Origin of the sequence: Nocardioides sp. NPDC058538, from assembly GCF_042719275.1 — a bacterium.
In the GTDB taxonomy this organism is placed as follows: Bacteria; Actinomycetota; Actinomycetes; order Propionibacteriales; family Nocardioidaceae; genus Nocardioides.
This window is the reverse complement of the sequence record NZ_JBHXNY010000005.1, coordinates 113931-135490: the sequence shown is the minus strand read 5'-3', so window position 1 is coordinate 135490 and position 21560 is coordinate 113931. Positions and strand designations below refer to the sequence as shown.

Here is a 21560-nt window from a genome sequence, read left to right as displayed (position 1 = left end):
CGACGTGTCACTGCGGCAGGTTACCAATCAGTAACCATCAGTGACAGGGTGACTCCCACCACATCGCGATCCTACGTCCCTCAGACCCGGCGTCCGACTGCCGAGAAGAACGGCTTGAGGAGCTTGTCGTACGACGCCTGGGTGACGCTCACGTAGCCCGATCGCTTCCCGGTGCCGGCCGAGTTGGACATCTGGGTGCTGGAGCCGAAGGCGAACGTCGGGGTGACACCTGTCCTGCTGATCAGCAGGACGGTCGCCCGCAGGCCGGCGCCGTCGTAGCCGTCCGGGCGCGGCACCGCCCAGCTCTTCTTGTCGACGTCCTTGCCGAGGACCCGCTGCAGCGACCGCATCTCGGCGGTCGTGGTCCGCTCCGCGGTGACGACCTGGACGTGCGCACCACGCGACTTGGCCCGCTTCAGCGCCCGGAGCACCTTGCCGTTGCTCAGCGCACGGGTGGCCAGGCGGACGACCTGACCCCGCTTGGTGCTGTTGATCGACTTCAGGACCGTACGCAGCACGCTCTGCTCATCGGCGGCACTCAGCCCCGGGTCGGTGACCACGACACCCGGCCCGAACCTGACCCGGGCGGAGCCCTCGGTGGAGGTCACGGGCAGCGGTGAGAAGTCGACACGGACCGCGTGATGGTCGGACTCGAGCCCGAAGGCGCGCTGGTTGCCGGTGGCGAACCGCGCGATCCCGCGGGCCAGCACGTAGTCGATGGTCGAGGCCCGGCCGTGCGTGACCGGTGCCTGCTGGGTGACGTCGTAGCTCGGGGTCAGGTGCTGCGCGGCGAAGATGTCGCTCGGGTAGCGAGAGCCCTCGTACTGCACGTTCAGGTCGCCGCCGACCATCACCGGGCCACGTCTGGCCAGCGCCTTGACGAGAACGTTGAGCGCGCGGGCGGAGGGACGGACCAGGTCGCCGTAGTACTTGGACTTCGGCGCGAAGTGCACCGCGACCACCGAGACGTTCCGGCCGGTCGCCCGATTCTCGAGGGTGACCCAGTTGGCGAACCTGATGCCCCAGTGCAGCTTCTGGTCGGCCGGCTTGCCGCGCTTGTTGCTGATCTGGTGGATGCCCTTCGAGGTCGCTGCCCACTCGTCGTTGTCCCACGCCACCGCCGTGGCCGACCTGTACGCGTCGCCACCCTTGCGCCAGACGCGATAGCGCCCCGGCTCGAGACTCGCGCTCCGGCGGCCGTTCACCTCGTTGTAGGTGATGAAGTCGGGCGAGGTGCCGACCACCTCGCGTACGTCCTTCTTGAACCTCGCCGTGCCCATGCTGGCCCTGATGTTGGCCTGGACCATCCGGTAGCGCGGTGGCGAGTAGGCGACGGTCTCCAGGTCCGTGGTGGCCGGAGCGGATGAGTCGCGCACGGCGACGAGAGTGCCGCCGGCGAGGGCGAGGACGAGGCCCGCAGAGAGCAGGGCGCCGGCCATCCGCCCCCCGAGAGACCTGGCATAGATTTGCGTACGCATCCGTTCTGGCCCCTTTCGCAGCAACAGCGACCGATCACGCTGGTCACATTGACCACTTTTGTAACACAAGCATCACCCAGATCCCGGTTTCCGCTCCGACACGGTTCGGATACCTCATCGAATCTGCGTTCCGTGCCACTGCCTGAGCGCCGAACCGTCCTGCTGGGACACATGTCATAACGTTGGGCCGTGAGCACCTCGCCCAACCGCGTCTACGCGGCACGCCTGGTCGGCCTTCCGATCTTCGACCCGCTCGGTGAGCAGGTCGGCAAGGTGCGAGATCTCGTGGTCACGGTCAGATCCGACGCCCGGCAGCCCCGCGTGCTGGGCCTGGTCGTCGAGGTCTTCGGTCGCCGGCGCATCTTCGTGCCGATGACCCGGGTGACCAGCATCGACGCTGGTCAGATCTACACGACCGGACTGCTCAACATGCGCCGCTTCCAGCAGCGTTCGACCGAGACCCTGGTGATCGGCCAGATGTTCGACCGTCAGGTCACCATCCGCCCCACCGGCGTCGTCGGGACCGTCTACGACGTCGGCATGGAGCAGGCCCGCAACCGCGACTGGCTGCTCTCCCGGGTCGCGGTCCAGGAGCCTTCCAAGGCCCTGCGCCGCCGCGGCCAGACCCACGTGGTCGAGTGGAGCGACACCGAGGGCCTGGCCAGCCGCTCCCCCACGCAGGCCGCGACCCATCTCGTCCAGGCGATCCACGACATGCGCCCGGCCGACGCCGCGACGATGATCCACGAGCTCCCGCCCGAGCGCCAGCGACAGGTCGTCGCCGCCCTCGACGACGAGCGCCTCGCCGAGGTCCTCGAGGAGCTGCCCGAGGACGACCAGGTCGCCATCGTGCGGGCCCTGGACTCCGAGCGTGCCGCCGACGTGCTCGAGGAGATGTCCCCCGACGACGCCGCCGACCTCATCGCCGAACTGCCCGAGGAGACCGCCACCCTGCTGCTCGAGCTGATGCAGCCCGAAGACGCCAAGGACGTACTCCGGCTCATGTCCTACGAGGAGGACACCGCCGGCTCGATGATGACGCCCGAGCCGGTCATCGTCGGCCCCGACGCGACCATCGCCGACGCGCTCGCTCTCGTACGCAACCCCGACCTCACCCCGGCCCAGGCCGCCCTGGTCTACGTCTGCCGCCCTCCGCTGGAGACGCCGACCGGCAAGTTCCTCGGCATCGCCCATATCCAGCGGCTGCTGCGCGAGCCACCGTCCACGCTGGTCGCGGGCGCGCTCGACGAGTCCCTGGAGCCGCTGCGCCCCGAGGACAGCACCGAGCAGGTCGCTGCGCACCTGGCGACGTACAACCTGGTCGCCGCTCCCGTCGTCGACGAGAACGGCCATCTGGCCGGCGCGGTCACGGTCGACGACCTGCTCGACCACCTGCTCCCGGAGAACTGGCGCGAGAACCTCGCCCGCCAGGAGTCGCCCACCGAGCCGCGGCCCGACACCAGGCCCGACACCCGTCCCAACAAGGTGATCACGCCGGAGATGGTTCGCCGTGGCTGACACCCGCGCCGCCCGCGGCCGCCTCGACACCCCGCGGGAGCTGCGCCGCCCGCTGGTCCGGCGGCCCACCTTCCGCGCTGACGCCTTCGGCTCCTTCGCCGAGGCCTTCGCGCGCTACATGGGCACCGCCCGGTTCATCGCCTGGATGACGATGGTCGTGGTCATCTGGGTCGTCTGGAACCTTCTCGTTCCGAAGGAGTGGCGCTTCGACGAGTTCCCGTTCATCTTCCTGACCCTGGCGCTGAGCCTGCAGGCGTCGTACGCCGCACCGCTGATCCTGCTCGCACAGAACCGCCAGGAGGACCGCGACCGGGCCATCGCCGAGCAGGACCGTCGCGTCGCCTCGCAGTCCAAGGCCGACATGGAGTTCCTCGCCCGCGAGACCGCGTCGCTGCGGATGGCCCTCGGCGAGGTCGCCACCCGCGACTACCTCCGCTCCGAGCTGCGGCTGCTCCTCGAGGAGCTCGACGAGCGTGACCGTCACCGCGGTCCGATCGACCAGCCCTCGGGCGATGCTGGAGACTCCCCACGCACGACGTAGGCTTGCATACCGTGAGTAGCCCGCTTCTCGACCGTGTCAACGCAGCCCTGGCGACCGTTCAGGACCCGGAGATCAAACGTCCCATCACCGAGCTGGGGATGGTCGACTCCGTCTCGATCGACGACGCAGGTCTCGTCAGCGTCAAGGTGCTGCTGACCGTCGCCGGCTGCCCGCTCAAGGACACCATCAACCGCGACACCACCGCGGCGCTCGAGAAGGTCGACGGCGTCACCGGCGTCGACCTCGAGCTGGGCGTGATGACCAACGAGCAGCGCACCGAGATGCGCAACGGGCTCACCGGCGGTCAGGCGCAGCGGGAGATCCCCTTCGCGCAGCCGGGTTCGCTCACCAAGGTCTTCGCCATCGCCTCGGGCAAGGGCGGTGTCGGCAAGTCGTCGGTCACGGTCAACCTGGCCGTCGCTCTCGCCCAGCAGGGTCTCAAGGTCGGCATCGTCGACGCCGACATCTACGGCCACTCGGTGCCCGCGATGCTGGGCGTGGCCGACTCCCGGCCGACCCAGGTCGACGACCTGATCATGCCTGTCCCGACCGCCTCGGGCGTCTCGGTGATCTCGATCGGGATGCTCAAGCCGCGCCGCGACCAGGTCGTCGCCTGGCGCGGACCGATGCTCGACCGGGCCCTGGTCCAGATGCTCTCCGACGTCTACTGGGGCGACCTCGACGCTCTGCTGCTCGACCTGCCCCCGGGCACCGGCGACGTGGCGATCTCACTGGGCCAGCACCTGCCCAACGCCGAGATCGTCGTAGTCACCACCCCGCAGGAGGCCGCCGCCGAGGTGGCCGAGCGGGCCGGCACGATGGCCGAGATGATGCACCAGCGCGTCGTCGGTGTCGTGGAGAACATGTCCTGGCTCGTCCTGCCCGACGGCTCCAAGATGGAGGTCTTCGGCTCCGGCGGTGGCCAGCGGGTCGCCGACACCCTCTCCCAGCGCTTCGGCTCGAAGGTCCCGCTGCTCGCCCAGATCCCGCTGGAGCAGACCCTGCGCGAGGCCGGCGACGCCGGGAAGCCGATCGTCGAGTCCGACCCGACCGCCGAGTCGGCCAAGGTGCTGGCCGAGGTGGCGCGTACGATCTCGGGCCGCGGCCGCGGGCTCGCGGGCATGCAACTGGGCCTCACTCCCACCTCCAAGCTCTGAGCCTGTAGGTTCACCTCCGTGTTCGGCATCGGCTTCGCGGAGCTTGCCGTCATCGTCGTGATCGCCATCCTGGTCTTCGGGCCGGACAAGATCCCCGACATGGCACGGCAGATCGCCCGCCTCCTCCACCAGGTGCGCAACCTGGCCAACAACGCGCGAGACGATCTGCGCGGAGAGCTCGGGCCCGCCTACCAGGACCTCGAGCTGCGCGACCTCGACCCGCGTCGCATCGTCAGCAGACAGATCCAGGAAGCTCTCGCCGACATCGAGGAGGAAGAGGCGCGCGCCAAGGCGCCCAGACCTCTTCTGGCCGGCGAGAAGCCGCCCTACGACGACCAGGCAACATAGCCCGTCCCACCAGTCTCCTTTTGTCACAGCAGAACCTTCTGTTACTCGCCGGTTTAGAACGACGAATAACGGGTAAGAGAAGGTTGCCTGCGTAGAAAGGAGTTTGCGCCCATGAGCGCTCTACCATCTCGGGACCCTGATCCTGCGGAGCCGGATCCGCAACGCCCTGCCGAGGTGCCCCTGGCCGATGTCCAGGGCACGCTCGCCTTCGAGCTTCAGCCACGCCTGGACCCGCCCCAGCCGGACCGGAACGGGCAGGAGGAGGGCCGGCTGGCCGAGCCGATTCCCATCGTCCCGGCCCGCGGTCATCTGAAGGCGTGGATCCCGCAGTTCGCCCAGAAGATCGCGGAGGTCGTCGGCGGGGACCGTCCGGCGAGCCAGCTGGTCCGCTGGACGACCAAGGAGGTCGTCTCCGACCTGCGCTACCGCGCCGCCCTCACGGCCCGCAGCGGGGCGTACGAGCCCGGCCTGGGCCGTAACCAGCCGGTCCGCCCTCGCGTCTATCGCTGGCATCTCCACATGGTCACCGAGACCATCGTCGAGGCCACCGTCAACATCAAGTTCGGCCAGGGCCACCGCGCGATGGCCCTCCGCTTCGAGCAGAGCGGCGAGAGCTGGATCTGCACGGTCCTCAACTTCGGACCGTACGAATAGGCCCATGGAGCGCTGTACGTACCTGGTACGTACAGCGCTCCACGGTCAGGCGCTGAGAGTCCTCAGCCGTTGACGCGGGTGGTGAGGCCGGTCGGGCCGCCGGGGCGGCCGTGACACTGCTTGAACTTCTTGCCCGAGCCGCAGGGGCACTGCTCGTTGCGGCCGATCTTGGCGTAGGGGTCGTCGGCGTTGCTGACGGTGCCCTGCGCCTCGGCCTGACCCTGCTCGTCCGGGCCGGAGAAAGCCAGGTGCTTGGGGGTGGCAGGCTTCTGCAGGCCCTTGGCGTGGATCTGGGGCGTGCCGGGGCTGGACGCGGGGGCGGCGGGCTGCGACTTCAGGGCGGCGGAGATGTCCTGGAGACCGCCGGCCTGACCGACGCCGACCGGCGGCTCGGTGAGCGCGCCCTCGTGCATCGGACCAGCGTGACGGGTGCCGTCGGGGTGGTAGTGGAACTCCGGCTCCGCCTGCTCGACCTGGACCTCCAGGTTGAACAGGTAGCCGACCGCGGCCTCCTTGATGCCGTCCATCATCGCGGTGAACATGTCGTAGCCCTCGCGCTGGTATTCCACCAGCGGGTCACGCTGCGAGTACGCGCGCAGCCCGATGCCCTCGCGCAGGTAGTCCATCTCGTAGAGGTGCTCGCGCCACTTGCGGTCCAGCACAGAGAGGACGACCTGGCGCTCGACCTCGCGCATGCCCTCGGAGCCGATCTCCTCCTCGCGGCGGTCGTACGCCTCCTGGGCGTCCTTCTTCAGGATCTCGATCAGCTCGTTGCGGTCGAGGTCGTCCTTGCTGCCGCCGGCATCCGCGATCAGCTTCTCGGGCTCGACCGAGACCGGCCACATCTGCTTGAGGTCGGTCCACAGCTGGTCGAGGTCCCACTCCTCGGCGTACTCCTGGGTCGCGCCGGTGACGACGCCGGCGACGACGTCGTCGATGAAGGTGCGGATCTGCTCCTCGAGGTCGGCGCCCTCGAGCACCTCGCGGCGCTCGGCGTAGATCACCTTGCGCTGGCGGTCCATGACGTCGTCGTACTTGAGGACGTTCTTGCGGGACTCGAAGTTCTGGCCCTCGACCTGGGTCTGCGCGTTGGCGATCGACTTGGTCACCGACTTGGCCTCGATCGGCACGTCGTCGGGGATCTTCAGCGTGGTCAGGATGCGGTCGACCCACTCGCCCTTGAACAGGCGCATCAGGTCGTCCTCCAGCGAGAGGTAGAAGCGGGACTCGCCCGGGTCGCCCTGACGGCCGGAACGACCACGCAGCTGGTTGTCGATGCGGCGGGACTCGTGGCGCTCGGTGCCGAGGACGTAGAGACCACCCAGCTCGGTGACCTCCTCGTGCTCTGCGGCGACCTGCTCCTTGATCCGCTCGACGGTCGGCGCCCAGGCCTGCTCGTACGCTTCGGCGGTCTCGCCGGTGGGCTCCAAGCCCTGCTTGCGGAGCTCTTGGTCGGCCAGGAAGTCGACGGAGCCACCGAGCATGATGTCGGTGCCTCGACCGGCCATGTTGGTGGCGACGGTGACCGCGCCCTTGTGGCCGGCCAGCGCGACGATCTTGGCCTCGTCGGCGTGGTACTTCGCGTTGAGGACGGTGTGCGGGACACCGCGCTTCTTGAGGATGTTGCCGAGGTATTCGGACTTCTCCACCGACACGGTGCCGACCAGCACCGGCTGGCCCTTCTTGTGGCGCTCGACCAGGTCGTCGGCGACCGCCTCGTACTTCGCCTCCTCGGTCCGGTAGACGAGGTCGGGCTGGTCCTTGCGGATCATCGGCTTGTTGGTCGGGATCGGGACCACGCCGAGCTTGTAGATCTTGTCGAACTCCGACTCCTCGGTCATGGCCGTACCGGTCATGCCGGAGAGCTTCTCGTAGAGGCGGAAGTAGTTCTGCAGGGTGATGCTCGCCAGGGTCTGGTACTCCTCGCGGACCTTCACACCCTCCTTGGCCTCGATCGCCTGGTGCAGGCCGTCGTTGTAGCGGCGACCGGCGAGCATGCGGCCGGTGTGCTCGTCGACGATCAGGACCTCGTCGTTGGCGACGACGTACTCCTTGTCGCGGCGGAAGAGCTCCTTGGCCTTGATCGAGTTGTTCATGAACGAGATCAGCGGGGTGTTGACCGCCTCGTAGAGGTTCTCGATGCCGAGGTGGTCCTCGACCCGGGTGATGCCTCGCTCGAGAACGGCGATGGTGCGCTTCTTCTCATCGACCTCGTAGTCGACGTCCTTGGTCAGCGTCTTGGCGATCGTGGCGAACTCGTCGTACCACTTCACGTCGTCCTCGGTCGGGCCCGAGATGATCAGCGGGGTGCGGGCCTCGTCGATGAGGATCGAGTCGACCTCGTCGACGATCGCGAAGAAGTGGCTGCGCTGAACCAGGTCGGCCATGGAGGAGGCCATGTTGTCGCGCAGGTAGTCGAAGCCGAGCTCGTTGTTGGTGCCGTAGGTGATGTCGCAGTTGTAGGCCTCGCGGCGCTGCGCCGGGGTCATCTGCGGCAGGATCACGCCGACGGTGAGGCCGAGGAAGCCGTAGATGCGGCCCATCATCTCGGCCTGGAACTTGGCGAGGTAGTCGTTGACCGTGACGACGTGGACGCCCTTGCCGGCCAGCGCGTTGAGGTAGGCCGGGAGAACCGCGGTCTGGGTCTTGCCCTCACCGGTCTTCATCTCGGCGATGTTGCCGAGGTGGAGCGCCGCGCCGCCCTGGATCTGCACGTCGTAGTGACGCTGGCCCAGGACGCGCTTGGTGACCTCGCGGACCGTGGCGAACGCCTCGGCCATGATGTCGTCGAGGTCCTCGCCGTTCTCCAGGCGTTGCTTGAACTCGTCGGTCATCCCGCGCAGCTCGTCATCGCTCATCGCGACGAACTCGTCCTCGATCGCGTTGACGGCCTTCGAGATGGCCTCGAGCTCGCGAAGGATCTTGCCTTCGCCGAGGCGAAGGATCTTGTCGAGAATTGCCACGGTGGCGGGCTCCTACTAGCGGCAGACAGATAGCACGCTCACTCTACCCACCTCCCGGTCGCCCACTCACACCAACGGCGCAAGCAGGGGTGCCAGGTCGCCCTTGGGATCGACCTCAATGGCGCTCAGGCCGAGCCAGCCGGCGAGCCGTTCGAGCTCTGCTGCCAGCTCGATGGCCGTCTCCACGGGCGCGCCCTCCTCCGTATAAGCACCCTTGACCTGGAGCGTTCCGCTCTTGCGGTCGGCCTTCAGGTCGACGCGGCCGACGATGTGCTCGCCGAGGAGGAACGGCAGCACGTAGTAGCCGTGGATCCGCTTGGGCGCCGGCGTGTAGATCTCGATCCGGTAGAAGAAGTCGAAGAGCGCCTCGGTGCGCTCCCGCTCCCAGACCAGCGGGTCGAACGGGCTCAGCAGCGCACGGGCCTCGATGCGCCGCGGGAGGCGGGACCCCGTGAAGAGGTACGCCTGCTTGCGGATGCCCTCGACCGCGACCGGCTCCACCTCACCTGCGTCGATGAGCTGGTTCAGTGCGCGGGTCGTGTCGTCGACGCGCATCCGGAAGTAGTCGGCGATGTCCTTGGCGGTGCCGACCCCGTGGGACCGGGTGGCACGGCGGACGAGCTCGAGGTGGGTCTCCTCCTTCGACGGCGTCGGCGTGTCGAGGTGGATCCGCGGGATGACGCGCTCGGGCAGGTCGTAGGCGACCTCGAACTGGTCGTTGCGGTGCGAGATCGCCAGCTCGCCGAACATGTAGAGGATGTCGAGGGTCTTGCGGGAGTCGGACCAGTTCCAGCCCCAGTGGTCCTTGGTCTGCGGACCGGCGTCCTCGAGCACCTTGGCCGCCTCGCGCGCGGTCAGCGCTCCCTGCTCGGCCACCAGCGCCAGCACCTTCTCCTTCATCCCGTCCGGCACGCTCCCCCACCACTTCGAGCCCTTCTGGGCGCGGTAGTGGTCCATCCGCCACTGCATGTGCGGCCACAGCTCGACCGGCATGAACGCCTGCACGTGGGCCCAGTACTCGACCATCCTGCGGTTCTCGAGGCCCTTGCTGGCACGGTGCAGGAGCCCGGTGTCGTACGCCCCCATCCGGCTGTAGAGCGGCATGTAGTGCGCGCGCTGCAGGACGTTGACCGAGTCGACCTGGAGGACGCCGGTGCGCTCCAGCGTGCGCTGGAACGTACGCATCGTCGGAGTCGTGTGGGGCTTGTCGGCGAACCCCTGCGCGGCCAGCGCGATCCGGCGGGCCTGGGAGCGGCTGAGTGTCTGAGAGCGAGGCACGAGTCCGACTCTAGAGCCGGTTCCGGACAAGTCCCGTCCGGAACCGGCTTCTCAGAGCGGCCCGAAGACCCTACCTGGGTCGATCTCGAGCTCCACGGTCTCCAGCACCCCGAGCAGCTTGCGCTCCTCGAAGCGGAAGTGGGACTCCATGATCGCGGCGATGCCTTCGAGGTGCTTCCCGAGAGTCTCGGGAGTGGCGGCCCGGTCGACGGCGGCCTGGAGGCCGCCGAGGAGGTGGCCGATCATGGAGTGGTCCTGCTCGAGATAGCGGATCGTCTCGCGCAGCTCCGGGTGTGACCGGGCGATCGCCGGGAAGAGCTCCCGGTCCTCGCCCTCGTGATGGCCGGTCAGGGCCGCGCAGAACCCATGACAGAACAGCAGCAGGTCACGAGCCGCGGGCTCGGCGGGATCTCCCGCGGCGATGGCCTCCTGCGTCACCTGCAGGGCCTTGCGCAGGCGCTCGTGCACCTCGCGCATCTCGTTGCTCCAGGCGATCAGCCTGGTCTTCTCGCCCTCAGTCACGTGAGGGCGAAGGGGACGACAACATCAGTCGTGCTCCTTCGTGTCCGGCGCCTCCATGCCTGACACGGTCTGTCACCGGCACGCGACGCTGGCGTCAGCCTAGTCGACCTAGTCGACGTTGAGGAGCTTCTGGCGCACGGCGTACATGACCGCCTCCATGCGCGAGTGAGCCTGGAGCTTCTCCAGGATGTTGCGTACGTGGTTCTTGACCGTGTTCTCCGAGATGAACAACCGCTTGGCGATCTCGCGGTTGTTGAGGCCCTTGGCGACCAGGCCGAGGACCTCGAGCTCGCGGTCGGTGAGCTTGGGGCCGGGGACCGGGGAGCGGTCCGGCCGGGACATCTGCTTGAACTCCTCCATCAGCTTGACCGCCATGGAGGGGCTGATCAGGGACTGGCCGTCGGCGACGACCCGGATCGCCTGGGCGACCTGGTCGATCGAGGAGTCCTTGAGGAGGTAGCCCATCGCGCCGGCCTTGACCGCGTCGTAGAGGTCGGCCTCCTCGTCGGAGACGGTCAGCATGATGATGTTGGCCGAAGGGACGGCCTCCTTGATGGCGACGCAGGCCTCCAGTCCGGTCTGCTTCGGCATGCGTACGTCCAGCAGCACGACGTCCGGAGCGGAAGCCGCGGCGCGCTCGGTGCCTTCGATGCCGTTGGTCGCCTCTCCGATGACCTCGATGCCGGGCTCGCTCGCCAGCAGCGCGACCAGGCCCCTTCGGAAGAGCTCCTGGTCGTCGACAACCAAGACGCGGACCGGCTCACGATCGGCACCAGATGTAGATGACACGAATGCATCATGGCACGTAACTGATGATGACAAAGAGAATGGCCGGGACTCATCCACCTGAGGGATGGATAAGTCCCGGCCGACGTGCTTACGAGCGGTTGCTCGTCACAGCCGTCAGACGAGGTCTGCGCGGTTGAGCGCGATCACCCCGTAGTCGTATCCCCGCCGGCGGTAGACGACCGCCGGCCGCATCGAGTCCTTGTCGATGTAGAGGTAGAAGTCGTGTCCGACCAGCTCCATCTCGTAGAGGGCCTGGTCGAGCGTCATCGGCTCCGCGGTGTGCGTCTTCTCCCGGACCACCAAGGGCCCCTCCCCCGTCACCGTGATCGGACCGACCTGGTGCTCCCGTACGGTCTCGTCCTCGAGCTGCTCCGACTCGGACGTCCTGGCCAGGCCGTCAGGCTCGATGCCCGCCAGTGCCTGTCCGACGGATACCGGCGTACGACGGCCGCGGTGGACTCTGCGGCGGTCGGCGGCACGGCGCATCTGAGAAGCCATCTTGTCGACAGCCAGGTCCAGCGCCCCCATCTTGTCCTCGGCACACGCCTCGGCCCGGATGACCGGACCCTTCGAGTATGCGGTGAGCTCGACGTGCACGGCGCCCTTGTTCTGGCGCGGGTTGGGCTCGTTGTCGACCTCCACGTTGATCCTGATGATGCGGTGGTCGTGCTTCTCGAGCTTCGCGAGCTTCTCTGCTACGTGAGCGCGATAGCGGTCTGAGACCTCGGCGTTGCGAGCCGTGACGACAACTTCCATCGGTACCTCCCGGTGTTTCGGGGTTGGCGGATTCCCGGATGGTCAGCGCATGCGACCTCCGGGGTACGGAGTCCGCCCGGCCGACCTGGTCTTCGACCCCACAATCGCCTGCAGAGGCTTAGCAGCTTGGTGCCACTCCACCTTCTCCTTGCTGGTTCCCGTATCTGACGGGAGGGCAAAGGCAGGACTTATCTCTAAGCCGCACCGTGATCCCCTTGCCCCAGAATCTGGGTGCGCAGGGTTACGTGGACCGTTTCGCCTGCGACTGGCATCGGCTTGCCGCTCGGATGCCCGCAATGCGGACCTCTCTGCGACGCAACCACGGACCCAGGCGGACTCCATGTAGTGACGGTAGTTCGCCGATCTGCCCCACGAAAGCCCTTCAACAGAATTACATGACGGTTTCCTACATTTGAACGCGAGACCGACGCTGGGTGGCCGCTACGGTCGCGATCGCTTTCACGCCGAGACCGACCGATTCGAGCGCTCGTTGAGCCTCCCGCGCGGTCGCGCCGGTAGTGATCACGTCGTCGCAGACGATGAGCGTCGCTCGCGGGATCTTCCTGGCAAGTGTCCGGATGCCGGACGCGGGACAGGTGATCGAACCGTCGAGGTTGGCCTGTCGCTGCCGCGAGTCGAGACCGGCCTGGTCCGCGACACCGGGTCTGGTGCGGAGCAGCTGGTGATGGCGTACGCCGAGCCCGTGCCGCCTCAGCATCGCGGCAGCCCTGCGCGTGATCGCCTCGGTGCTGTCGAGGCCGCGCTCGCGTACGGAGGCCGGGCGCGACGGGACCGGGACGAGGACGGTCGGGCCGGTGCCGGTCGTCGCCATCGCCTCGAGGACGGAGAGCGCGAGCAGGCCGGCCAGAGGCCTGCGGAGGCCGAGGAGCTGGTGTTCCTTCAGACCGATGACGAGCTGCTTGAGGATGCCGTCGTAGGGCCCTGCAGCGAAGACCGGGGCGATGCCCGGCGGCGCCGGGGTCGGCGGGCTCGGCCGGGCCGTGTCCGGGAGGTCGACCCGGCAGTCGTGGCAGAGCAGCCTGCCGGGCCGTCGGCAGCCGACGCAGCGGCCGCCGACGACCAGGTCGTGCCAAGCGTCTGCAAGGTCCATGGATGGAGTGGACCAAGTGCGTGCCACGGAGGCAACCAGGGGCCGCGTACCTGTGGATAAAGCTGTGGAGAGTCAGCCCTGATAGGTGATGTCGGAAAGGTCGGAGGGCAGCTCCAGGTCGAACCGGTCGAGGGGATCCAGGAGAGTCCAGCTGGAGACGGCATAGAGGCGGGCCGAGGCCACCGGGGAGCCGACGACACCGGTGACCCGGTCGCTGAGGGTGTAGCGCTCGCCGCTGGGGGCACCGTCGAGCGAGACCGACTGGAAGAGCGCGGTCGAGCTGATCTGCTGGACCGCGACGATCGTGGTCGGCGAGGTCCAGGCGATGTCGGTGACCCGCATCGCCCCGGAGTCCGGGTGCGGCAGCAGGACGGCCGACGTCGCGGTCGTGATCTCGCCCTTCGAGCTGGCCCGCAGTCGGCTGACCACGATCCGGTCCGAGGACTCGCCGTCGATCACCGCCACGAACCGGGTGCCGTCACGGGAGACCAGGAACCGGGTCACGTTCTCCCCCGTCACGCCGGGCACCGCGACGCGGACGCGGCGGTCGCCGTCGACGTACATCACCCTGGCGCCGGTCGAGTCCTTGTCGACCAGCCACAGCCGGCCGGCGAGGTCCCAGGAGGGCCTCAGCAGCCGGGTGCCCTTCACCGGAGCCCTGGCGAGCTCGCCGTCGCTGGTCAGCTGGCCGACGACGACGCCGGTGCGGTCGGCGGTGATCGCGGCAGCGGTAGACCCGTCGGCGTCTACGGCGACATCGGTGACGCCGTGGGACTTCGCCCAGGCGCCGAGCACCGGCACCCACGGGTCGCCGTTCTCGCCGGTGCTGGTCACCAGCGCTCCGCCACGGAGCGCGTAGAGGTCGACCCTGGCGGTGTTGCCGTTGGGGTCGTAGCCGCCGCCGCTGTCGACGTCGAACGTGTCCCCGTAGCCCGGCAGCACCACCGGTTCGCCGTCGATCGTGAGCCGGATACGTTCCACGCTGACGTCCTGCCGCAAGGTCCAGGCCAGCTGGGCGCCCATGAGCTGGAGGTCCTCGGAGCTGTGGTCATCGAGGTCACCGGCGAGGTCGACCTCGGCCACCCCGTCGCGTACGTCCACCGAGCGGGGCTCGTCCGCCTCGGGCGGGAGCGCGCTACGGATCACGCCCTGCGCCTCGTCCCCCGGGCCGCTCAGCAGACTGGAGACCAGGGTGGTGGCGTAGGAGGCGCCCTTGGGGGCGAAGATCGGCTCCGGCACCAGGGTGTGCCCGGTCGGTTCGACGTAGTAGAGGTTGCTGCGGGCGAAGTGGGTCAGGAACCAGTCCTCCTCGACCACCAGAGCGTTGGGCGCCGAGCTGATCCGCCACTCGCCCTCGGCGCGGGTCAGCTCGAAGTCGAGGATCGCCTGCGAGGCGGCCAGCTTGCCGCGCCACACGCCCCGCTCGTCGAGCCAGCCGGCGTCCTCCAGCTCCACCGACACCCGCGGTGAGGAGCTGACGTGGCTGCCGAGCTCGCCGTAGACCAGGGTGCGGCCGGCCGGCGCCCAGTTCATCGCCGCGTCCTTGGTGAGGTAGCGGCGGGCATAGGCGGTGCTCATCGGGGTGGCCTTCATGGCATCGAGGAACCCGTCGACGATCTCGCCCGAGGACGCCCCAGCGCGCGGGGCGCCGGGGTTGTAGGGGATGACCTCCTCCTGCACGTCCGGCGCCGCCAGGTCGACGCTCTGGACGGGGCCGGAGTCGGGCACGCCCGTGCACGCCGAGACGAGGAGTGCGAGCGCGGCCAGGAAGACGGCGAAGACGGGTCTCACGATGCCTCCAGGGTGTCACGGGCATCCGCCGGGACGAGTGGGAGCGGGCTGTGGCGCAGCGCCGCGCCGGCATAGCGCGGAAGCGTGAGCCGGAACTGCGCACCCTGGTCCGGGCGGCCCCAGGCCTGCAGCCAGCCTCCGTGGAGGTGGGCGTCCTCGAGCGAGATCGACAGGCCCAGGCCGGTGCCGCCGCTGGAACGGTCCCGGGCGGGATCGGCACGCCAGAACCGGTTGAAGACGAGGGCGGTCTCCCCCGGGGCCAGCCCGACACCGTGGTCGCGCACGGTCAGCGCCGCCGCGTGCTCGTCGCTGTCGATCCGGATGGTGACGGTCTGCCCCACCAGAGCATGGTCGGTGGCGTTGGCCACCAGATTGCGTACGATCCGCTCGACCCGGCGATGGTCGACCTGGGCAATGCACGGATGGCTCGGAGCGACGACCTTCAGCTCGATGTCGCGCTTGTCGGCGAGCGGCGTGTAGGCGTCGACGACGGCGTGGGCCAGCGCGGTCAGGTCCGTGTCGTAGAGGTCGAGCACGGCCGCGCCGGCGTCGAAGCGACTGATCTCGAGCAGGTCGCTCAGGAGCGTCTCGAACCTGTCCAGCTCGGTCTGCAGCAGCTCGGCCGCCCGAGCCGTCGGGGCGTCGAAGGTGTCCCTGGCCTCGTAGAGGACGTCGCTGGCCATGCGGACGGTGGTGAGCGGCGTACGCAGCTCGTGGGAGACGTCGGAGCTGAACCGTCGCTGGACGCGAGAGAGGTGCTCGAGCTGCCGGATCTGGTTCTGCAGCCCGCTGGCCATCTGGTTGAACGAGAGAGCCAGGCCGGTGAGGTCGTCCTCGCCGTGGACGACCATCCGCTCCTCGAGGCGACCGGCGGCGAGCCGCTCGGCGGTCCTGCGGGCGATCCGGATGGGTGTGACGACGTGGCGGGTCACGATCCAGCTGCCGACGCCGATCAGCAGGATCAGGATCGCGCCGGCGGCCAGCAGCCCGCGGGTGATGACGCCGAGCGTCTCCTGCTCCTGGTCCATCGGGAAGAGGAAGTAGATGTTGTACGTGTCGTCGTGCAGCTCCAGCTGCGACCCGATCACGATGCCGGGCGTCGTGGACCGCTCGCCGTCGTCGTAGGAGATCCGGGTGTAGGTCCAGGCCGGCTCGGCGCGGATCGTCTGGAAGCGGTCCTCGAGGGTGCGCGGGACGCTGCGTACGTCCACACCGGGTGTCCACTCGACACCGTCGTCGCTGATCCGGCCGGAGGTCGAGGTCACCGGACCGGCCATGACGACGCCGTAGCCGCGCGAGACGCTGCGCTGGATGATCGGGTCGCCCAGATCGTTGCGCTGCAGCGGCGTGCCGCCGTTGGCGCCCGAGGTCTCCGCGATGCTCGAGCGGGCCGCGGAGAGCTCCTCGGATGCCTCCGCCTTCGCCGCGGCGACCCGGTCCTGGACCAGTTCGTCTCCGATCTGCTCGAGCAGGATCAGCCCGACCAGGCTGACGGCGGCCGCGGTGAGGAGCACGGTGTAGACCACGACGCGGGTCTGGATCGACCGGCGCCAGGTGGTCAGGAGCTTCTTGGGCGTCCGGGCTGTGGTGCGGACGACCTGCTGGAGCGTCACACGGGCCCTGCCTTGTAGCCGACGCCGCGGACGGTGACGACGATCTCGGGGTTCTCCGGGTCGTGCTCGACCTTAGAGCGCAGCCGCTGGACGTGCACGTTGACCAGGCGCGTGTCGGCGGCGTGACGGTAGCCCCACACCTGCTCCAGCAGCACCTCGCGGGAGAAGACCTGGTGGGGCTTGCGGGCCAGGCACTCCAGCAGGTCGAACTCCAGCGGCGTGAGCTGGATCTGCTCTTCGCCACGGGTGACCTGGTGGCCGGCGACGTCGATGGTGAGGTCGCCGATCTCGAGCACCTCGGGCACGGCGTCGCCGTGCCTGCGGACCCGCGCCCGGATCCTCGCGATCAGCTCCTTGGGCTTGAACGGCTTGACCACGTAGTCGTCGGCCCCGGACTCGAGCCCGACCACGACGTCGACCGTGTCGCCCTTCGCGGTGAGCATGACGATCGGCACGCCCGACTCCTTGCGGATCTGCTTGCACACCTCGATGCCGTCCATCCCGGGAAGCATCAGGTCGAGCAGCACCACGTCGGGCTTGTAGTCGTGGAACGCCGGCAGCGCCATGTCGCCACGGGCGACGAGCTGTGAGTCGAACCCCTCTTGTCTCAGCACGATCGCGAGCATCTCGCTCAGCGAGGCATCATCATCGACGACGAGGACCTTTCCCTTGGCGGGTTGGTCGGGAGCGCTGCGATCGGCCATGTGTCCGATTCTGTCACCCAGTGCGTGCGACGCGTCACATGAGCCACCCCACAACGCGCGAGTCGGCGCATCTGCCCCAACCTCGTGGGACAGATGCGCCGACTCAGGCGGTGGGTTTCGACGCGCGAACGTCACTTCGCAAGCTCAGCGACGACGCTTGCTCAACCTCGTCTCCGTTCGGCCTCCGCTCCTTCGTCGCGGAGCCCGAGTCGCTTGAATCAGTAGCGGTAGTGGTCCGACTTGTAGGGACCCTCGACCGGGACGCCGAGGTAGTCGGCCTGCTCCTTGTTGAGCTCGGTGAGCTCGACGCCGAGGGCGCCGAGGTGGAGGCGGGCGACCTCCTCGTCGAGCGCCTTGGGCAGGACGTAGACGCCGATCGGGTACTCGTCCGTCTTGGTGTACAGCTCGATCTGGGCCAGCGTCTGGTTGGTGAAGGAGTTCGACATCACGAAGCTCGGGTGACCGGTGGCGTTGCCCAGGTTGAGCAGGCGGCCCTCGGAGAGCACGATGATCTTCTTCCCATCAGGGAAGATCCACTGGTGGACCTGCGGCTTGATCTCGTCCTTGACGATGCCCGGGATCTTCGCGAGGCCGGCCATGTCGATCTCGTTGTCGAAGTGGCCGATGTTGCCGACGATGGCCTGGTTCTTCATCTTCTCGAAGTGCTCGACCCGGATGATGTCGAAGTTTCCGGTCGTGGTGATGAAGATGTCGGCGGTCTCGACGACCGACTCCAGGCGGCGGACCTCGTAGCCGTCCATCGCCGCCTGCAGCGCGCAGATCGGGTCGATCTCGGTGACGATGACGCGAGCACCCTGGCCGCGCAGCGACTCCGCGGAGCCCTTGCCGACGTCGCCGTAGCCGCACACGACCGCGACCTTGCCGCCGATCATCACGTCGGTGGCGCGGTTGATGCCGTCGATGAGCGAGTGGCGGCAGCCGTACTTGTTGTCGAACTTGGACTTGGTGACCGAGTCGTTGACGTTGATCGCCGGGAAGAGGAGCGAGCCCTCCTTGAACCGGTCGTAGAGGCGCAGGACACCGGTGGTGGTCTCCTCGGTGACGCCCTTGATGCCGTTGGCGATGTTGGTCCAGCGCTGCGGGTCGTTCGTCAGCGAACGGTCGAGGACCCGGAGGACCTCCTTGAACTCCTCGTTGTCGGTGGAGTCCTGGCCCGGAACGGCGCCGGCCTTCTCGAACTCGACACCCTTGTGGACGAGCAGCGTGATGTCGCCGCCGTCGTCGAGGAGCATGTTGGGGCCGACCTTGTTGCCGTCGGCGTCGGTGAAGTCGAAGACCTTCTCGGCCTCGTCCCAGTACTCCGCCAGGGTCTCGCCCTTCCAGGCGAAGACGGGGGTGCCCTGGGGGTCCTCGGCGGTGCCGTTGCCGACGACGACGGCAGCGGCGGCGTGGTCCTGGGTGGAGAAGATGTTGCAGGTGGCCCAGCGCACGTCGGCGCCGAGCGCGGTCAGCGTCTCGATCAGGACGCCGGTCTGGATCGTCATGTGCAGCGAGCCGGCGACGCGGGCGCCCTTGAGCGGCTGGTCCTTGCCATAGCGCTCGCGCATGGCCATCAGGCCCGGCATCTCGTGCTCGGCGAGGGAGAGCTCCTTGCGGCCGAACTCGGCCAGGCTCAGGTCGGCAACCTTGTAGTCCATGGTTATTCCTTACCGAAGTTAATGCGGGCCTGCGTCGCGCATCTGCGCATCAGCGGGATCTCCCACGCAGGTTGCTTCCAGACTACAAGCGCTGGTCGACGGGAGCGGTAATCCGCAACCAACAGTTCGCCCGTAGCCCTGTCGAAAACTAGAACGAGTTCCTATTATTGGCGGGCATGACGGCAACCACACCCGACCCGCACACGGTCCAGGGCGACTGCGCCCCTGCGTACGCGCCCCTGCGCGACCTGCTCGCGCGCAACCTCTCCTCCGGAGCCGACCTCGGTGCCTCCGTCGCGGTGATCCGTGACGGCGAGGTCGTGGCTGATCTGTGGGGTGGTGAGGCCCGGCCGGGCGAGGCGTGGCAGGAGGACACCATCGTCCGGGTCTGGTCGGTGACCAAGACGATGGCTTCTCTGACCGCGCTCGTGCTCGCCGACCGTGGCCACCTGGACTTGGACGCTCCGGTCGCGGACCACTGGCCCTCGTTCGCCGACGAGCGGGTTCTCGTCCGCCAGCTGCTCTCTCACACCTCCGGCATGTCCGGCTGGACCGAGCGGCTCTCCACCGAGACGCTCCTGGACCTGCCGCTCGCCAACGAGATGCTCGCCCGACAGGAACCCTGGTTCGAGCCGGGCTCCGGGTCGGGGTACCACATGGTCTCCTACGGACATCTGGTCGACGGCCTGGTCCGTGCCGCCACCGGGAAACCGCTCTCGGAGGTGTTCGCCGAGCTGGTCGCGGGGCCGCTGAGGGCAGACTTCCACCTGGGTGTCCCGGAGAGCGAGCTCGGCCGCTGCGCCGACCTCGAGGCGCCCCCGCCCGGAGGGATCGACGTCGCCGCGCTGCCCGAGGGCAACCTGATGATCCCGACCCTGGTCAACCCGAAGCTGGATCCGGCCGAGTTCAACACGGCCCCGATGCGAACGGTCTCGTTGGCCGGGATCAACGGGCACGGCAACGCCCGCTCGATCGCCCGGATCCAGTCGGTCGTCTCCCACGGCGGGGAGGTCGACGGCGTACGTCTGCTGTCACCGACCACCATCGAGCGGATCTTCGAGGTGCAGGCCGACGGTGTCGACCAGGTACTGCTGACGCCGATGCGATGGGGAATCGGCTATGGCCTGCCGCAGCCGGTCGCCGCGCCGGCGGTGCCCGAGGGACGCGTCTGCTGGTGGACCGGGTACGGCGGCGCGATCGTGGCCAACGACCTGGAACGTCGGGTCACGGTGGCGTACGCGATGAACCGGATGACCCAGCACATGACCTCCTCGCAGCGCACCGACGCCTATGTGCGCACCGCCTTCGAGTGCGTGGAGGCGGCCGGCATGGAGGTGGCCCGATGAGCGAGGTCAAGGTCTGCATCATCGGCGCCGGCTGCTCGGGGATCACGACGGCCAAGCGGCTCAAGGAGTTCGGGGTCGCCTATGACCAGTTCGAGCTCTCCGACGACGTCGGCGGGAACTGGTACTTCCGCAACCCCAACGGCCTCTCCTCGGTCTACGAGTCGTTGCACATCGACACCTCGACCAGCCGGCTGGAGTTCGAGGACTTCCCCGCGCCGGAGTCGTTCCCGCACTTCCCGCACCACACCCTGATCCACCAGTACTTCTGCGACTACACCGACCACTTCGGGCTGCGGGAGCAGATCACATTCAACACCGGCATCGAACGAGCCACGCAGCGCGAGGACGGCTCCTGGGAGGTCAGCCTGTCGACCGGGGAGACCCGCACCTACACCGATCTGGTGGTAGCCAACGGCCACCACTGGTCACCGCGGCTGCCTGCCTGGGAAGGCGAGTTCGCCGGCGAGATCGTCCACAGCCACTCCTACGTCTCCCCGTTCGAGCCCGTCGAGATCCGCGGCCAGCGGGTGATCGTGGTCGGGATGGGCAACTCGGCGATGGACATCGCCTCAGAGCTGTCCTCGCCCTGGATGGCGTCGAAGCTGTACGTCTCCGCGCGACGGGGCGTGTGGGTGCTGCCGAAGTATCGCGACGGGCAGCCGGCCGACAAGGTGATGGCACCGCCCGACATCCCCAAGGAACAGGCGCTGGCAGCCTCTCGCGAGCTGATCCGCGGGCTGGTCGGGTCGATGTCGACGTACGGGCTCCCGGAGCCTGACCACGAGCCGCTCTCCGCGCATCCGTCCGTCAGTGCCGACTTCCTGACCAGAGCCGGCTCGGGCGACATCCACATGCTTCCCGAGATCGCTCGGTTCGAGGGATCGACGGTGCACCTCGTCGACGGCTCGTCGGTCGAGGCGGACCTGGTGATCGCGGCGACCGGCTACGACATGTCGTTCCCGTTCTTCGATCCCGCCGAGGTCTCGCTGCATCCCGACGCCGACCACCGCTATCCGCTGTTCAAGCGGATGATCAAGCCGGGCGCCGACCACCTCTACTTCATGGGGCTCGCCCAGTCCTCCCCCACCATCGTCAACCTCGCCGAGCAGCAGTCCAAGCTCCTGGCCCGCCTGCTCACCGGGAGCTATGCGCTTCCACCTGTCGAGGAGCAGGAGCGCATCCTGAAGGCCGACGAGCAGGCTCACCTGGAGCAGTACTACGCCGCCCCACGCCACACCATCCAGATCGACTTCGCCCGCTACGTCATCGACCTGATGGCCGAGATCGAGGCCGGGGAGGCACGAGCAGCCGGGGCCGGGTAGGCGCAGATGCG

18 protein-coding genes are annotated in these 21560 nt (G+C 68.2%); 7 read left to right on the top strand and 11 right to left on the bottom strand.

Annotated features, from left to right (window positions below):
• Positions 1-80: 80 nt before the first annotated feature.
• A complete protein-coding gene (locus ACFWQC_RS06640) occupies positions 81-1478 on the bottom strand; it encodes an endonuclease/exonuclease/phosphatase family protein (protein WP_378674815.1) in 1398 nt (465 codons plus the stop codon).
• Between the two features lie 189 nt (positions 1479-1667).
• Here ACFWQC_RS06640 and ACFWQC_RS06635 point away from each other — a divergent pair, with 189 nt between their 5' ends.
• The 5 genes from ACFWQC_RS06635 to ACFWQC_RS06615 all read left to right on the top strand — a co-directional run bounded on the left by ACFWQC_RS06635 (position 1668) and on the right by ACFWQC_RS06615 (position 5696).
• Positions 1668-2996, top strand: coding sequence for a magnesium transporter MgtE N-terminal domain-containing protein (locus ACFWQC_RS06635; protein ID WP_355022002.1), 1329 nt, complete (start codon positions 1668-1670; stop codon positions 2994-2996).
• Positions 2989-3537 (top strand): DUF1003 domain-containing protein, encoded by a 549-nt coding sequence (locus ACFWQC_RS06630; RefSeq protein ID WP_378674812.1) that lies wholly within the window; start codon positions 2989-2991, stop codon positions 3535-3537. Before ACFWQC_RS06635 ends, ACFWQC_RS06630 begins: the two co-directional genes overlap by 8 nt.
• Before the next feature lie 11 nt (positions 3538-3548).
• Positions 3549-4694, top strand: a complete 1146-nt coding sequence (locus ACFWQC_RS06625) for a P-loop NTPase (RefSeq protein WP_355022000.1) — start codon at positions 3549-3551, stop codon at positions 4692-4694.
• Positions 4695-4712: 18 nt separating this feature from the next.
• Positions 4713-5042: a sec-independent translocase gene (locus ACFWQC_RS06620; RefSeq protein ID WP_355021999.1), complete on the top strand. Its 330-nt coding sequence runs from the start codon at positions 4713-4715 to the stop codon at positions 5040-5042.
• A 111-nt stretch (positions 5043-5153) separates the two neighbouring features.
• Positions 5154-5696 carry an Rv3235 family protein gene (locus tag ACFWQC_RS06615; protein ID WP_378674809.1) on the top strand — a complete coding sequence of 181 codons (543 nt, stop codon included), beginning with the start codon at positions 5154-5156 and terminating at the stop codon, positions 5694-5696.
• Positions 5697-5758: 62 nt separating this feature from the next.
• Here ACFWQC_RS06615 and secA read toward each other — a convergent pair whose 3' ends face one another.
• From secA to ahcY, 10 genes are all read right to left on the bottom strand, one after another.
• Positions 5759-8659, bottom strand: coding sequence for a preprotein translocase subunit SecA (secA, locus tag ACFWQC_RS06610; protein WP_378674807.1), 2901 nt, complete (start codon positions 8657-8659; stop codon positions 5759-5761).
• 66 nt (positions 8660-8725) lie between these two features.
• The gene (locus tag ACFWQC_RS06605) at positions 8726-9937 is read right to left on the bottom strand and encodes a winged helix-turn-helix domain-containing protein (RefSeq protein WP_378674805.1); all 1212 of its coding nucleotides are present in this window, start codon (positions 9935-9937) and stop codon (positions 8726-8728) included.
• 51 nt (positions 9938-9988) lie between these two features.
• Positions 9989-10459, bottom strand: a complete 471-nt coding sequence (locus ACFWQC_RS06600) for a hemerythrin domain-containing protein (RefSeq protein ID WP_378674802.1) — start codon at positions 10457-10459, stop codon at positions 9989-9991.
• 108 nt (positions 10460-10567) lie between these two features.
• The gene (locus ACFWQC_RS06595; protein WP_045547972.1) at positions 10568-11248 is read right to left on the bottom strand and encodes a response regulator transcription factor; all 681 of its coding nucleotides are present in this window, start codon (positions 11246-11248) and stop codon (positions 10568-10570) included.
• A gap of 114 nt (positions 11249-11362) precedes the next feature.
• The gene (hpf, locus tag ACFWQC_RS06590; RefSeq protein ID WP_378674799.1) at positions 11363-12004 is read right to left on the bottom strand and encodes a ribosome hibernation-promoting factor, HPF/YfiA family; all 642 of its coding nucleotides are present in this window, start codon (positions 12002-12004) and stop codon (positions 11363-11365) included.
• A gap of 406 nt (positions 12005-12410) precedes the next feature.
• On the bottom strand, positions 12411-13115 hold the full coding sequence (locus ACFWQC_RS06585; RefSeq protein ID WP_378674797.1) for a ComF family protein: 705 nt from the start codon (positions 13113-13115) through the stop codon (positions 12411-12413).
• A 72-nt stretch (positions 13116-13187) separates the two neighbouring features.
• Positions 13188-14906, bottom strand: a complete 1719-nt coding sequence (locus tag ACFWQC_RS06580) for an LpqB family beta-propeller domain-containing protein (protein ID WP_378674794.1) — start codon at positions 14904-14906, stop codon at positions 13188-13190.
• On the bottom strand, positions 14903-16519 hold the full coding sequence (gene mtrB, locus ACFWQC_RS06575; RefSeq protein WP_378674791.1) for an MtrAB system histidine kinase MtrB: 1617 nt from the start codon (positions 16517-16519) through the stop codon (positions 14903-14905). The genes ACFWQC_RS06580 and mtrB overlap by 4 nt, the downstream gene beginning before the upstream one ends.
• Positions 16516-17223, bottom strand: a complete 708-nt coding sequence (gene mtrA / locus ACFWQC_RS06570; RefSeq protein ID WP_160027305.1) for an MtrAB system response regulator MtrA — start codon at positions 17221-17223, stop codon at positions 16516-16518. Before mtrA ends, mtrB begins: the two co-directional genes overlap by 4 nt.
• Positions 17224-17441: 218 nt before the next feature.
• On the bottom strand, positions 17442-18881 hold the full coding sequence (gene ahcY / locus ACFWQC_RS06565; RefSeq protein WP_378674786.1) for an adenosylhomocysteinase: 1440 nt from the start codon (positions 18879-18881) through the stop codon (positions 17442-17444).
• 176 nt (positions 18882-19057) lie between these two features.
• Here ahcY and ACFWQC_RS06560 point away from each other — a divergent pair, with 176 nt between their 5' ends.
• Together ACFWQC_RS06560 and ACFWQC_RS06555 are read left to right on the top strand one after the other, a co-directional pair.
• Positions 19058-20227: a serine hydrolase domain-containing protein gene (locus ACFWQC_RS06560; RefSeq protein WP_378674783.1), complete on the top strand. Its 1170-nt coding sequence runs from the start codon at positions 19058-19060 to the stop codon at positions 20225-20227.
• Positions 20224-21549, top strand: a complete 1326-nt coding sequence (locus ACFWQC_RS06555) for a flavin-containing monooxygenase (protein WP_378674781.1) — start codon at positions 20224-20226, stop codon at positions 21547-21549. Before ACFWQC_RS06560 ends, ACFWQC_RS06555 begins: the two co-directional genes overlap by 4 nt.
• The last annotated feature ends 11 nt before the right edge of the window (positions 21550-21560 follow it).

What these genes read in the sequence shown, in the direction of transcription:
- ACFWQC_RS06640 (WP_378674815.1), bottom strand. Translation starts at nt 1,478, where the DNA reads ATGCGTACGCAAATCTATGCCAGGTCTCTCGGGGGGCGGATGGCCGGC.
- ACFWQC_RS06615 (WP_378674809.1), top strand. Translation starts at nt 5,154, where the DNA reads ATGAGCGCTCTACCATCTCGGGACCCTGATCCTGCGGAGCCGGATCCG.
- hpf (WP_378674799.1), bottom strand. Translation starts at nt 12,004, where the DNA reads ATGGAAGTTGTCGTCACGGCTCGCAACGCCGAGGTCTCAGACCGCTAT.
- ACFWQC_RS06585 (WP_378674797.1), bottom strand. Translation starts at nt 13,115, where the DNA reads ATGGACCTTGCAGACGCTTGGCACGACCTGGTCGTCGGCGGCCGCTGC.
- mtrA (WP_160027305.1), bottom strand. Translation starts at nt 17,223, where the DNA reads ATGGCCGATCGCAGCGCTCCCGACCAACCCGCCAAGGGAAAGGTCCTC.
- ahcY (WP_378674786.1), bottom strand. Translation starts at nt 18,881, where the DNA reads ATGGACTACAAGGTTGCCGACCTGAGCCTGGCCGAGTTCGGCCGCAAG.
- ACFWQC_RS06560 (WP_378674783.1), top strand. Translation starts at nt 19,058, where the DNA reads ATGACGGCAACCACACCCGACCCGCACACGGTCCAGGGCGACTGCGCC.
- ACFWQC_RS06555 (WP_378674781.1), top strand. Translation starts at nt 20,224, where the DNA reads ATGAGCGAGGTCAAGGTCTGCATCATCGGCGCCGGCTGCTCGGGGATC.